Consider the following 13,450-nt stretch of genomic DNA (forward strand, 5'->3'; position numbering starts at 1 on the left):
ACAGTAGCGTGAACGAACACAGGTTTGGGAGCCGTCGTTTGAACATCCGCCGAATGTCATTTCACCCTTTTCTCGAGGCGCATTTTCCCAACAGCGCGCGTCTTGGTGTCGTTGTCGGGCTGGCCTGCGCCCTGGGGGCAATCGGGATGTTCGCGATGCCTGTCGGACTGGCGTCCCAGACGATGCTCGCGGGGGCGGCCACGTTGCTGGCGGTGTCGGTGATTTTCTCGGTGCGCAACATTGCCAATCGCGGTTTGGAGCCGGGCGAGGGCGTGGCCCTGGCCGCGGTGATCGAGCGGGATGCCGCACCGGGCTTTGTCGCCGACGAAGATGGCATGATCCGGGTCCGCAACGCCGCCGCCAAGACACGGTTCACCGATACCGAAAGCGAAACGCTTGCGGGCACGCTGCGCATCATGTTCGCCAACCCCTCGGCGGTGATCTATCGGCTGCAATGCCGCGCACGGCGTGATGGGGCTGCGCAGGAAGACCTGGTGACACGACGCGGACATGTCCGCCTGTCGGTGCACCTTGTGGGCGAGACCGCGTTCCTGTGGCGCCTTGAGGACATGCCCGAACGACCGCCAAACGCCGGTGGCGCGGAAACGCTGCCGGTGCCGATGATCACAACCGGGCGGTCCGGGGCGGTGCTGTTCATGAATGACGCGGCGCTCGAACTGGTGGGGGAACGTGTCAAATCGCTGGACCGGCTGTTTGCCGCGCTGCCGGTCAAGCCGGGCAGCGTCAACCGGCTGAGCGCCAAGCGGGGGCCAGTTGATGTGATGGTCGCCGAAAATGACGGTTTTGCCGGGCGACGCGAGCTCTTTTTCCTGCCCGCCGAACCCGCCGAGAGCCAGGGGCATGACATCGTGTTTGAAACCTTGCCGGTTCCGATGATCAAGATCGCGACCGATGGGCGGATCCTGCTGGTCAACCAGATGGCGGCACGGCTTCTGGGCAATGACAGCGCCGAGGGGCTGATGCTCGGACAGACGATGGAGGGGCTGGGTCGGCCGATCTCTGACTGGTTACAGGAAACCGTGTCGGGCCAGGCCCAGAAAATCTCCGAGTTTCTCCGGGTCAGCCGCAAGGATCGAGAGGTGTTTCTGCAAGTCACGCTGAGCCGCGTGACAGAGAATGGCGAACCGATCCTTATCGCGGTGCTCAATGACGCGACCGAGTTGAAGACCCTCGAGGCGCAGTTCGTTCAGAGCCAGAAGATGCAGGCCATCGGGCAATTGGCCGGCGGGGTCGCACATGATTTCAACAACCTTCTGACGGCGATCTCCGGGCATTGCGACCTGTTGCTGCTGCGGCATGACCAGGGGGATCAGGATTATGGCGACCTGGTGCAGATCAACCAGAACGCCAATCGCGCGGCTGCCCTGGTCAGCCAGTTGCTGGCCTTTTCACGCAAGCAGACCCTGCGCCCCGAGGTGCTCGATCTACGCGATACGCTGTCTGACCTGACGCATCTGCTGAACCGGCTGGTCGGGGAAAAGGTGACACTCACCCTCAGCCATGATCCGGTGCTGAATCCGATCCGGGCCGACAAGCGGCAGCTTGAGCAGGTGTTGATGAACCTCGTGGTGAATGCCCGCGATGCCATGCCATCCGGGGGGGAAATCCGGATCGAAACCGAAATCACCACGCTCAAGACGCCGCTCACCCGTGACCGTGCGACGGTCCCGCCGGGGTCCTATGTGACCGTCAAGGTCAGCGATGAAGGGGTCGGTATCCCGCCCGACCGGCTGCAAAAGGTGTTTGAGCCGTTCTATACCACCAAGCGGACGGGCGAGGGCACCGGGCTGGGCCTGTCGACGGCCTATGGTATCGTCAAACAAACCGGCGGCTTTATCTTTGTCGATAGCACGGTGGGCAATGGCACGGTGTTCACGCTGTTTTTCCCGGTGCATGAGGCCGTGGCCGAGGCGGTGCCCGAAGTCACCAAGGCCGCGCCGCAACCTGTGGCCAAGCAGGGCGAGGGCGTGATCCTGCTGGTCGAGGACGAAGCCCCGGTGCGGGCCTTCGCGTCGCGCGCGCTCAGGCTGCGGGGCTATACGGTACTCGAGGCAGAATCGGCGGAAGACGCGCTGAAAACGCTGGAAGATCCGGGCCTCAATGTGAACGTTTTTGTCACCGACGTGGTCATGCCGGGCATGGACGGGCCCAGCTGGGTGCGCGAAGCGCTGAAAACCCGCCCGGACGTGCGCGTGGTCTTTGTGTCGGGATATGCCGAGGGCGCGTTCGGAGATGCGCAGCCGACGGTTCCGAATTCGGTTTTCCTGCCCAAGCCGTTCTCGCTCAACCAGCTGACCGAAACCGTGCATCAGCAATTGCACTGACCGGGACGGCGGATCAGCCCCGCCAGATCCAGCCACCGCCAAAGATACGGCTGCCGCCGGTTTCGTAGAACACGCAGGCCTGCCCGGGCGAGACGCCTTCTTCGGCGTCGAACAGTTCGACGGTGGCGGTTGTATCGCTCAGCGGCCGCAGGATCGCCTCGCGCGGGGGGCGGGTCGAGCGGACCTTGACCGAGACATGCCATTCCGACCGGCTGGTCAGCGGCTCGTCGCCCAGCCAGTTGATTTCGCGCACCGGCACGGAGCGGGTCGCAAGCAGCTCCTTGGGGCCCACGATGACCTGGTGATTCTCGACATCGAGCTTGACCACGTAGAGCGGCTCGGACAGCCCGCCAATACCCAAACCGCGGCGCTGTCCGATCGTATAGTGGATGATGCCCTCGTGATGTCCCAGAATCCGGCCATCCGCATGCACGATGTCGCCGGGATCGGCGGCATCGGGGCGCAGCTTCTCGATCACTGCCGCATAGTTGCCGTTGGGGACAAAACAGATGTCCTGGCTGTCGGGCTTGTCGGCAACGCTCAGCCCGTATTTTGCGGCCAGCGCGCGGGTCTCGGCCTTGGACGGCAGATGCCCGAGCGGAAAACGCAGGAAATCGAGCTGTTCCGGCGTGGTGGAAAACAGGAAATAGGATTGATCGCGCGCGGCGTCCTCGGCGCTGTGCAGTTCCGCGCCATGCGCACCGACCTTGCGCTGGATGTAATGGCCCGTTGCCATGCAATCGGCATCGAGATCCTTGGCCGTTTCCAACAGGTCCTTGAATTTGACACGCTCGTTACAGCGAATGCAGGGCACCGGTGTCGCGCCGGCAAGATAGCTGTCCGCGAATTCGTCGATCACCGCATCCTTGAAGATGTTTTCGTAATCCAGAACGTAATGCGGAAAGCCCCGTTCCTCGGCCACCCGGCGCGCATCGTGAATATCGAGCCCGGCGCAACAGGCGCCCTTCTTGGCAAGCGCCGCGCCGTGGTCATAGAGTTGCAGCGTCACGCCGACCACGTCATAGCCTTCATCCGCCAGCAGCGCGGCCACGACCGAACTGTCCACGCCGCCGGACATGGCCACCACGACACGCGTTTCGGCCGGTGGTTTGGCAAAGCCGAGTGAGTTGAGCGGGGTGTCTGAATCCAGCGCCATGTCGGCGTCTCCTGCGCGGTTGGGAAGGCCTCGCAGAATATAGGAAAATCGTACAGACTCTCAAGGGGCGGTTTCATGCCTCGTTAAGCCTGCTGCGTCACGTTGATCTGGGTGAAGTAGAGGAATGACAGATGTTTCTGAAAAAGGTGGAGGGGCCGCGCGCCGTGACGCTTCCGGACGGAACGATCATGACGCGGGCGGATTTGCCCGCGGCGAACACGCGCCGTTGGGTGGCCTCGCGCAAGGCGGCGGTGGTGCGCGGGGTGTTGTACGGGCTGATCACGCAATCGGACGCAATTCGTAAATACGGGCTGAGCGATGAGGAATTCAAAAGCTGGGTTGCCGCCGTCGCTGATCATGGCGAAGATGCATTGAAGGCGACGGCGTTGAAAAAGTATCGACAACCATAAGTTGCAATGCCATAATCGAATATGACGGTAACGCACGGTTAACTTTTCTTGTTCAAGGTTAATGCGGAACGGGAAAACGATTGAGGCGGAGAACTCGGAATGCGCGTATTATTGGTTGAGGATGACCCAACGACGTCAAAGAGCATCGAATTGATGCTGACGCATGCCAATTTGAATGTCTATGCGACCGATCTGGGCGAAGAGGGCATCGATCTGGCCAAGCTCTATGACTACGATCTTATTCTTCTTGATCTGAATCTGCCGGATATGCACGGCCATGATGTGCTGCGTCAACTGCGCATGGCGCGGGTCGAAACGCCGATCCTGATTCTGTCGGGCGCCGACGATACCGAGAACAAGATCAAGGGATTTGGCTTTGGCGCGGATGATTATCTGACCAAGCCGTTTCACCGCGAAGAACTGGTCGCGCGCATTCACGCAATAATCAGGCGGTCCAAGGGCCATTCGCAGTCGATCATTCACACTGGCAAGATCTCGGTCAACCTTGACGCGAAAACGGTCAGCGCCGGCGATCAGCCTGTTCACCTGACGGGCAAGGAATACCAGATGCTCGAATTGCTGAGCCTGCGCAAGGGAACGACCCTGACCAAGGAGATGTTCCTCAACCATCTTTACGGCGGGATGGACGAGCCAGAACTCAAGATCATCGACGTGTTCATTTGCAAGCTGCGAAAGAAGCTGAGCAATGCCACGGATGGCGACAATTATATCGAAACCGTCTGGGGCCGGGGCTACGTGCTGCGTGACCCGCAGGACGACCAGCTTGAAGGTCCGCGCATCGCGGTTGGTGCCTAGGCACCGGGACAAAGCATCGCACCCCCCGAATGGGTCGGGCGGGGGGTGAACCACCACTCACGGAGATTGCGATCTGGACCTGACCCAAGCTGCGCCCTATCACTGGTCTGAAAACCGGTGTGGGGCGGAGTTTTGACAGAGCACGTGAATATCGCAGAGATGACGCCGGACGAGGCCAAGGCAGAACTTGCCCGGCTCGCCGCGCTGTTGAATCAGGCGAACCAAGCCTATTACATCTCAGACGCGCCGCAGATGCCGGACGCGGACTATGATTCGCTGCGCCGGCGCAATGCCGAGATCGAGACCCGGTTTCCCGATCTCAAACGTACGGACAGCCCGTCGGAACAGGTCGGTGCCCGTGTTGCCGATGGCATTGCCAAGGTCGAGCACCGGGTGCGGATGCTGTCTCTGGGCAACGCGTTCGACCGGGATGATGTCGCCGCTTTCGATACCAGTATCCGCAAGTATCTCGGGCTTACCGTTGATGCGCCGCTTGCCTATACCGCAGAGCCCAAGATCGATGGTCTGTCGCTTGCGCTGCGCTATGAAAACGGCGTCCTGGTCGAGGCGGCAACCCGCGGTGACGGGGCGGTCGGCGAAAACGTGACCGCGAATGCCCGCACGATCCGGGACATTCCGGAAACCGTGCAGGACGCGCCCAGAACGCTTGAAGTGCGCGGCGAAGTCTATATGTCCCACCCGGATTTCGCGTCCCTCAATGAACGGCAAGAGCAAGTTGGCGGCAAGCGGTTTGCCAACCCGCGCAACGCGGCGGCGGGGTCGTTGCGCCAGTTGGATGCCAGCATTACCAAATCCCGGCCGCTGAGGTTCTTTGCCTATAGCTGGGGGGAGTTGTCCGAACCTTTGGGCGAAACCCAGGTAGAGGCCCTGGCGCGTCTTGCAAAAATGGGGTTTTCGACCAACCCGCTGACCCGGCTTTGCGCCGGGCCGGATGAATTGCTCGCGCATTACGCAGTGATCGAAGAGCAGCGCGCGACTCTGGGTTATGACATCGACGGTGTTGTGTACAAAGTAAACGATCTTGCGCTGCAGGGGCGGCTCGGGTTCCGGTCGACCACGCCACGCTGGGCAATCGCGCACAAGTTTCCGGCGGAGCTTGCCTGGACACGGCTCGAGGCGATTGACATCCAGGTGGGGCGCACCGGCGCGCTCAGCCCGGTGGCGCGGTTGACCCCGGTGACGGTAGGCGGGGTCGTGGTGTCGAACGCCACCCTGCATAATGAAGACTACATCGCCGGACGGGATGCGCGCGGTGAGGAAATCCGGGGCGGCAAGGATATCCGGGTGGGTGATTGGGTCCAGGTCTATCGCGCAGGCGACGTGATCCCCAAAGTCGCGGATGTGGACCTGGGCAAACGCCCATCCGAGAGCCAGGCCTATCGCTTTCCGACGTCCTGTCCGCAATGCCACAGTGACGCCATCCGCGAAGAGGGCGACGCGGTGCGGCGTTGCTCGGGCGGGATGATTTGCCCTGCGCAAGCGGTTGAAAAGATGAAACACTTCGTATCCCGTGCGGCGTTTGATATCGAAGGTCTCGGGGCCAGGCAGGTAGAACAGTTCCACGGGGATGGCTGGATCAGGGAGCCGGCGGATATCTTTACGCTGCGTGATCGTTTTGGCAGTGGCCTGCAACAGCTGCGCAACCGCGAGGGCTGGGGCGACAAGTCGGCTACCAACCTGTTCACGGCCATCGACGAAAAACGCCACATACCGCTTGGCCGGCTGATCTTTGCGCTTGGGCTGCGCCATGTGGGCGAGGCGGCATCGAATTTGCTGGCGACGCATTACGGCAGCTGGGAGGCGTTTGAAACCGCGATCACCCGCGCCGCTGGCAAGGAAGGGCCGGACTGGGACGACCTGATGTCGATTGATGGCGTGGGCGTGGTCATGGCGACATCGCTGGTGACGGCGTTCGCACAGGAAAGCGAACGGGCCTCGATCGACAGGCTGGTGGCACATCTGACCGTCGGCGAGGCCCGTCGTCCCGATACCGAGGGCAGCCCGGTCGCCGGGAAAACCGTGGTCTTTACCGGAACGCTGGAAAAGATGACACGGGCCGAGGCGAAGGCACGCGCCGAGGCCCTGGGGGCAAAGGTGTCGGGTTCGGTGAGCGCCAAGACCGATCTGCTGGTGGCGGGGCCAGGGGCCGGGTCCAAGGCCAAGAAGGCGGCCGATCTCGGGATCGAGACGCTGGACGAAGATGGCTGGCTGGCCCTGATCGGCGCCGCATGAGCGGCCGTCCAGAGCAGCTTTTTCCGCTGTTTGCCGGGTTGGAGACCCTGCCCGGAGTGGGGCGGAAAACCGCGCAGCATTTTTCACAGATCGCTGTAGAAACCCCGCGTGACCTGTTGTTTTCATTGCCTTATGCGGTTGTTGATCGGCGCCGGCGAGACACGATCAAGGGGGCGGATCTGCCGTCGACCTTGACGGTCGAGGTAACGGTCGGGGCGCATCGGCCATCTTCGGGGCGCGGCGGGGCCTATCGGGTGCATGTGGAAGACGCGCAGAGCGATTTTCAGCTCGTGTTCTTTCACGCGCGCGGCGATTTTCTCAGGCGGCAGCTTCCAGAAGGCGCACGGCGCGTGGTCTCGGGCAAGTTGGAATTGTTCGACGGCTTGGCGCAGATGGTGCATCCCGACCATATCCTGTCGCCCGGGGATGCGGGTGATATTCCAGAGTTTGAACCGGTCTATCATCTGACGCAGGGCGTGACACAAAAGACCATGTACAAGGCGGTGCAGGGGGCGTTGGCCCGGCTGCCCGAGCTTGCGGAATGGATCGACCGGGCGCAGCTCGACCGTCGGGACTGGCCGGATTGGGCCGCGGCGATGCGCCTGGCACATGCGCCGTCAGGGCTGGACGATGTTATGGCCACCACGCCACCGCGTGAACGGCTGGCCTATGACGAGTTGATGGCACATCAGCTAACCCTGGCGCTGGCCCGGCAAAGAGATCGAAAGGCTCCGGGAATCGCCAGTATGGGCACTGGAAGTTTGCAGGGCAAGGTATTGCAATCGCTTCCATATCATCCGACATCGGCGCAATCCCGTGCGATCGAGGAGATCGCTGGCGACATGGCGGTGGCGCAGCGGATGAACCGGTTGCTGCAAGGGGATGTGGGCGCGGGCAAGACCCTGGTTGCGTTTATCGCCCTGCTTGTGGCGGTCGAGGCCGGTGGCCAGGGCGTGATGATGGCCCCGACCGAGATCCTGGCCCGGCAACATCTTGAGGCGCTGGCCCCCCTGGCGGAAGAGGCCGGGGTGGTGCTCGAGATCCTGACCGGGCGCGACAAGGGCGGCGAGCGCAAGGCCAAGCTTGCCGCATTGGCCGGGGGCAAAATTCAGGTGCTCGTGGGAACCCATGCGGTTTTTCAGCCGGACGTGACGTTTCACGACCTGCGACTTGCGATCATTGATGAGCAGCATCGCTTTGGTGTTCGCCAGCGGATGGACCTGGCCGACAAGGGCGTCGCGGCGGATGTGCTGGTGATGACCGCAACCCCGATCCCGCGCAGCCTCGCGCTGGCGCAATATGGCGATATGGATGTGTCGGTTCTGGATGAAAAGCCGCCGGGCCGCAAACCCATCAAGACCGCCGTGGTGAGCACCGAACGTATGGACGAGGTGGTCGGACATCTGCGCCGGGCGATTGACGAGGGGCGGCAATGTTACTGGGTCTGTCCGCTAGTCGAGGAATCGGAGCTGGTTGATCTGACCGCCGCGGATGAGCGGTTCAAGCGGCTGCGCGCGGTGCTGGGCGACGATGTGGTTGGGCTGGTTCATGGACAGATGCCGCCCGCCGACAAGGACGCGGCGATGGCGGCGTTTCAATCGGGGGACACCAAGGTTCTGGTGGCGACCACGGTGATCGAGGTGGGGGTGAACGTGCCGAACGCGACGATCATGGTGATCGAACGGGCCGAGACCTTTGGCTTGGCGCAACTGCACCAGCTGCGCGGCCGCGTCGGCAGGGGCACGGCGCAATCCACCTGCCTGTTGATGTACCGCCCGCCGCTGTCGGACGGCGGTCGCAAACGGCTGGAGGTGCTGCGCGAGACCGAGGATGGGTTTGTCATTTCCGAGACCGACCTGAAGATGCGCGGGGCGGGGGATGTGATCGGCACGGCGCAGTCGGGCCTGCCCCGGTTCCAGATCGCCGATCTTGAGCGGCAGGCGGCGTTGATGGCGGTGGCCCAAAGCGATGCCCGCGCGCTTCTGGCGGCGGATCCCGAGTTGAATTCCGAGCGGGGCCGCGCCGCGCGGGTGTTGTTGTGGTTGATGCGGCAGGATCGGGCGATCCGTTTGATTACAGTCGGTTAGGTGTTTTGTTCTTGTAGGTTCACAAATGTTCTCAAAAAGTTCTTGACCGATCTCGGTAAAAATGAGAACAAAAGGTCAACAAATACTTAATCCAGATACCTAACCACTGACCGGGAGAGCAGACGCCATGATGAGCCAGATCAAAACCGCCCTTCGCCGCACCCAGGATACCTTGTTGCAAGACGCAATCGGGGCGGGGGCTTTGGTGGTGATGCTGGTGGTCGCGCTGCATTTGCCCGGAGTTTATTGATACGAGTTTTTCTGTTTCTGCCTGCAATCTCATGCCGGACGACCTGCATCCCGTCCCATACCGATGCAGCAAGGGGGTCCTGTCCTGTTCCCCCGGAACCATGCCTCTTGGTTCCAACGGTCGTCCCGGATCCCGCATGAGAGAGCTTTGACTGCCGCCGCCATCCGCCCGGGATGTGCGGCGGTTTTTTTCATGGGCAGCAGGCCGTCAGGCGCAATTGGCCTGTTCGGCCTGTTCCATGGCTTCGGCGGTGGCGTCGAGCGCAAGCAGGATCGAGGCGTGGCGGTTCTTGTAATCGCGGGCCGGGATCAGCACTTCGAGCCCGTCAAACGGGGCATCCGGCACCGGCCCGTCCTGTTTCAGCATGGCCTTGAGCTGATCGCGGGCGGTTTCGACCTGTGATCGCGTGGCCCCGATGATCGCACCGCCGACCACAGAAGCCGAGGCCTGTCCAAGCGCACAGGCCTTGACGTCCTGGCCAAAGCCGGTGATGCGGCCATCCTGAACCTGTATGTCGACGGTGACCGTCGATCCGCAGAGCGGCGAGCGCTTCTTGACGGTGGCATGCGGGGCGTCAAGCCGTTCAAGATGCGGAATATCCGCGGCCAGCGCAAGAATGCGGGCCGAGTAGAGCTTGATCAGGTCGGTATCGCCGGACATGTCTTTTCCTCTTGCTGACTTCTCCATACATAAGGCCGCGAAACTGTGATGCAAAAGGTTTTACACCATGTCCTTTGAACCCGATACCTTGGTCTATAACGATGCGGGCCTGATCCCGGCCATTGCGCAGGATTCGGTGAGCGGTGAAGTCCTGATGATGGCGTGGATGAACGCGGAATCGGTGCGCCGAACGCTGGAAACCGGACGGGTGACCTATTGGTCGCGGTCGCGGCAGTCCTTTTGGGTCAAGGGGGAAAGCTCGGGCCACGTGCAGGAGCTGGTGGAGTTTCGCTTTGATTGTGACAAGGATTGCGTGTTGGTGGTGGTGCGGCAGACGGGACCGGCTTGTCATACCAATCGACGCAGCTGTTTTTACACCGCGGTGCGCGACGGGGACGAGGTGGAGTTGATGGCACCGGAATGTTGATGGGGTGATGAGGGGCGCTGCCCCTCAAACTCCCCGGAGTATTTTGCCAAAGATGAAAGGGTCAGAGGCCCACCATGGCGCGGATGTCGGCGGGAGTCGCCCCTTGGGCGCGGTATTTTGCGATGGCGCGTGCGTCATCTCGTTTGGCGAGGCGTTTGCCGTTCTCGTCACGGATCAGACGGTGATGGTGGTAGATCGGCGTCGGCAGATCAAGCAGGCGTTGCAGGAGAACGTGGATGCGGGTGGCTTCGAACAGGTCCTGACCGCGGACCACGAGGGTGATGCCCTGCGCGGCGTCATCGAGCACCACCGAGAGGTGGTAGGATGTACCCATGTTGCGGCGCAGAAGGACCACGTCGCCGACCGTGTCCAGCAGGCTGGCCTGGGTTATGTTGATCCCGCCGGTATCGCCCGCTGGGCCTGATCCGGTTTCGTGAAAGCCGAGTGCGGGGGAGTGCAGGCTGGCGAGGGCGCGGCGGAGGTCCAGGCGGAGCGCGGTGTCGGTGGGGTAGGGCAGCGTTGTGACAGGCCGGGTCGGGCGGCAGGTGCCCGGATAGATCAGCCCGTCCGGCCCGTGCGGCGGGGCACCTTCTTGCGGGGCCGCGGCGGCGGTCTCGATATCGCGCCGGGTGCAGGTGCAAGGATAGAGCAGCCCTCGGGACCAGAGTTTCGCAAGGGCGGCGGCATAGGTTGGGGCCCGTTCCGATTGCCGGAGCACGGTGCCGGACCAGGTGATGCCCAGCCAGCGCAGGTCGTCATGGATCGCGGTTTCCCATTCAGGGCGGGCGCGGCTTTGGTCGATGTCTTCGATGCGCAGCAGAAAGCGACCGTTCCGGGCCCGCGACATGTCATGCGCGAGAAGGGCGGAATAGGCATGGCCCAGATGCAGAGGACCGGTCGGGGATGGGGCGAATCTGGTCAGGAATGTCACGTTTTTTCAATAACGTATACGTTGCTCTTCAAGTCGATCCCCGGCAGATGCTCGCCATATTCCTGAAACAGCAATCGTGCGGTGCCGCACGCGAGATAGGCGTCGAGGCGGCCCTGGTTCTCGGGATCCTGAAGCGCGTGATCGTTGAAGGAAAACACCAGCAAGCCGCCTGGGGCCAGACCGGCCATCAGCGTATCGAATACCGAGATCGGCGCGGCACCGGCACCGATGACGCCAATGGCCGCGATGGCGGCGTAATCGCCGGGGGTGTGGGGCAAGGGCGTGTCCGGGCCGATCAGATCAAGCTTGCGGTAAAGGGTCTTGGCGCGGGCCCGTTCCAGCATTTCGGCGGAGAGATCGACGCCGTCGATGCAGGTGAAGCCGCGCAGTCCGAGCGCCAGCCCTGAGAGGCCGGTGCCGCATCCGAAATCCAGGATCGGCTGGTTCGGGTCGCGGATATGCGCCATGAGCGCATCGGCGCAGCGGCCCGGCGTGGCATAGCCGTGCCCGGCCACTTCGGAGTCGTAGCTGCTGGCCCATTCATCATAGAGGGTGCGCGTGTCGGCCGCATCTCGCGCGCCATAGGCCTTGTCCAGAAATCTCTTGGTCATGGGGCCAGCTTAGGCGGCAAGATCAGGCGACGTCCAGCGCGGATTGGTGCAGCCAGCCGTGCCAGTCTGCCTTGGCGCGATCGGTATAGGCCTTGTAGCGATCCTTGCGGCCACGACGGCCGCCTTTCAGGCCCTCGACCGGGGGAAACAGGCCGAAATTGACGTTCATCGGCTGAAATGTCTTGGCATCGGCACCGCCGGTGATGTGGGTGACAAGGGCACCGGTTGCGGTGGTGGGGGGCGGTGGAGCCAGATTTTCGCCCAGCAATTCGGCGGCGGCCATGCGTCCGGCCAGAAGCCCCATGGCGGCGCTTTCCACATAGCCCTCGACCCCGGTTATCTGGCCGGCAAAGCGGATGTTCGGGCGGGACTTCAGGCGCATCCGGTCATCCAGCAGGCGCGGAGAATTCAGGAAGGTGTTGCGATGAATGCCCCCAAGCCGGGCAAAGCGGGCGTCTTGCAGGCCGGGGATCATGCGCAGCACTTCGGTCTGTGCGCCATATTTCATCTTGGTCTGGAACCCGACGATATTATACAGCGTTCCCAAGGCATTATCGCGGCGAAGCTGGACCACGGCATGCGCCTTGATGTCGGGTTGGTGCGGGTTGGTCAGGCCGACGGGTTTCATCGGGCCGTGGCGCAGGGTCTCGCGTCCGCGCTCGGCCATGACCTCGATGGGCAGGCAGCCGTCGAAATAGCCGGCAGTCTCGCCCTCGTGAAACTCGGTCTTGTCCGCCGCGAGCAGGGCGTCGATGAAGGCGTCGTACTGGTCCCGCGTCATCGGACAGTTCAGATAGGCGGTGCGCTCTTCCTCGGTATCGCCCTTGTCATAGCGCGATTGCATCCAGGCCCGCGACATGTCGATGCTGTCGAAATAGACGATGGGTGCGATGGCGTCGAAAAAGGCCAGTGCCTCGCTGCCGGTTTCGGCCTGGATCGCTGCGCCAAGCCCGGCCGAGGTCAGCGGACCGGTGGCCAGGATCCATGAGCCGCTTTCGGGCAGGGCGGTGATCTCGTCATATGAGACCGAGATGCGCGGATGCGCCATGAGCCGCGCGGTCACGGTTTCGGCAAAGGGATCGCGGTCCACGGCAAGCGCGCCTCCGGCGGGCAGGCGGTGGGCATCGGCGGCGGACATGATCAGCCCGTTGGCGGCCCGCATTTCCCAATGCAGCAGCCCCACGGCGTTCTGTTCGGAATCGTCGGAACGAAAGGAATTGGAACAGACCATCTCGGCGAGATTGCCGGTCTTGTGGGCAAAGGTTTCGACCTTGGGACGCATTTCGTGGATCACCACGTCCACGCCCATTTCTGCCGCCTGCCAGGCCGCTTCGGAACCGGCCATTCCGCCGCCGACGATATGTAGAATGTCTGTCATGACAGGCCATTTAGGGCAGGGGCGGTTGTGGCGCAACTGGCAGAAGGTGACGATCGGAGCCGATGGCAATGAAAAAGGGCCGCCGCTGACATCCGTCGGACCGGTGAGAGAGCCAGTCTGGAGGGA

The 13,450-nt window shown here is 62.6% G+C and carries 11 protein-coding genes; 6 read left to right on the forward strand and 5 right to left on the reverse strand.

From position 1 onward, the window contains the following. Positions 1 to 53 precede the first annotated feature (53 nt). Positions 54 to 2,345 (forward strand): ATP-binding protein, encoded by a 2,292-nt coding sequence (locus tag ACP15R_RS11710; RefSeq protein ID WP_424986589.1) that lies wholly within the window; start codon positions 54 to 56, stop codon positions 2,343 to 2,345. 13 nt (positions 2,346 to 2,358) lie between these two features. Here ACP15R_RS11710 and mnmA read toward each other — a convergent pair whose 3' ends face one another. After that, a complete protein-coding gene (gene mnmA, locus ACP15R_RS11715; RefSeq protein WP_424986590.1) occupies positions 2,359 to 3,501 on the reverse strand; it encodes a tRNA 2-thiouridine(34) synthase MnmA in 1,143 nt (380 codons plus the stop codon). 131 nt (positions 3,502 to 3,632) lie between these two features. Between mnmA and ACP15R_RS11720 the strand changes: the two genes are divergently transcribed. The 4 genes from ACP15R_RS11720 (at position 3,633) to recG (ending at position 9,067) form a co-directional block, all read left to right on the forward strand. Further along, positions 3,633 to 3,911, forward strand: coding sequence for a DUF1153 domain-containing protein (locus ACP15R_RS11720; RefSeq protein ID WP_424986591.1), 279 nt, complete (start codon positions 3,633 to 3,635; stop codon positions 3,909 to 3,911). A gap of 99 nt (positions 3,912 to 4,010) precedes the next feature. After that, positions 4,011 to 4,727: a response regulator transcription factor CtrA gene (ctrA, locus tag ACP15R_RS11725; protein ID WP_424986592.1), complete on the forward strand. Its 717-nt coding sequence runs from the start codon at positions 4,011 to 4,013 to the stop codon at positions 4,725 to 4,727. 144 nt (positions 4,728 to 4,871) lie between these two features. Next, positions 4,872 to 6,980: an NAD-dependent DNA ligase LigA gene (gene ligA / locus ACP15R_RS11730; protein ID WP_424986593.1), complete on the forward strand. Its 2,109-nt coding sequence runs from the start codon at positions 4,872 to 4,874 to the stop codon at positions 6,978 to 6,980. Further along, positions 6,977 to 9,067, forward strand: coding sequence for an ATP-dependent DNA helicase RecG (gene recG / locus ACP15R_RS11735; protein WP_424986594.1), 2,091 nt, complete (start codon positions 6,977 to 6,979; stop codon positions 9,065 to 9,067). The genes ligA and recG overlap by 4 nt, the downstream gene beginning before the upstream one ends. A gap of 457 nt (positions 9,068 to 9,524) precedes the next feature. Here the strand turns inward: recG and ACP15R_RS11740 are convergent, their stop codons facing one another. Continuing rightward, positions 9,525 to 9,977 carry an iron-sulfur cluster assembly scaffold protein gene (locus ACP15R_RS11740; protein ID WP_424986595.1) on the reverse strand — a complete coding sequence of 151 codons (453 nt, stop codon included), beginning with the start codon at positions 9,975 to 9,977 and terminating at the stop codon, positions 9,525 to 9,527. 67 nt (positions 9,978 to 10,044) lie between these two features. On the opposite strand from ACP15R_RS11740, the gene hisI reads away from it, so the two are divergent. Beyond that, entirely contained in the window at positions 10,045 to 10,404 is a 360-nt protein-coding gene (hisI, locus tag ACP15R_RS11745; RefSeq protein ID WP_424986596.1) for a phosphoribosyl-AMP cyclohydrolase, read from the forward strand. Between the two features lie 61 nt (positions 10,405 to 10,465). On the opposite strand, the gene gluQRS is transcribed toward hisI, so the two are convergent. Genes gluQRS through trmFO form a run of 3 tightly spaced genes read right to left on the reverse strand, consistent with a single transcriptional unit; the run spans position 10,466 to position 13,324 of the window. Next, entirely contained in the window at positions 10,466 to 11,335 is an 870-nt protein-coding gene (gene gluQRS, locus ACP15R_RS11750) for a tRNA glutamyl-Q(34) synthetase GluQRS (protein ID WP_424986597.1), read from the reverse strand. Beyond that, positions 11,332 to 11,946 carry a class I SAM-dependent DNA methyltransferase gene (locus ACP15R_RS11755; RefSeq protein ID WP_424986598.1) on the reverse strand — a complete coding sequence of 205 codons (615 nt, stop codon included), beginning with the start codon at positions 11,944 to 11,946 and terminating at the stop codon, positions 11,332 to 11,334. Before ACP15R_RS11755 ends, gluQRS begins: the two co-directional genes overlap by 4 nt. 22 nt (positions 11,947 to 11,968) lie before the next feature. Next, entirely contained in the window at positions 11,969 to 13,324 is a 1,356-nt protein-coding gene (gene trmFO / locus ACP15R_RS11760) for a methylenetetrahydrofolate--tRNA-(uracil(54)-C(5))-methyltransferase (FADH(2)-oxidizing) TrmFO (protein ID WP_424986599.1), read from the reverse strand. Between the last annotated feature and the right edge of the window lie 126 nt (positions 13,325 to 13,450).

The sequence above is a fragment of the Microbulbifer sp. S227A genome (assembly GCF_049800935.1).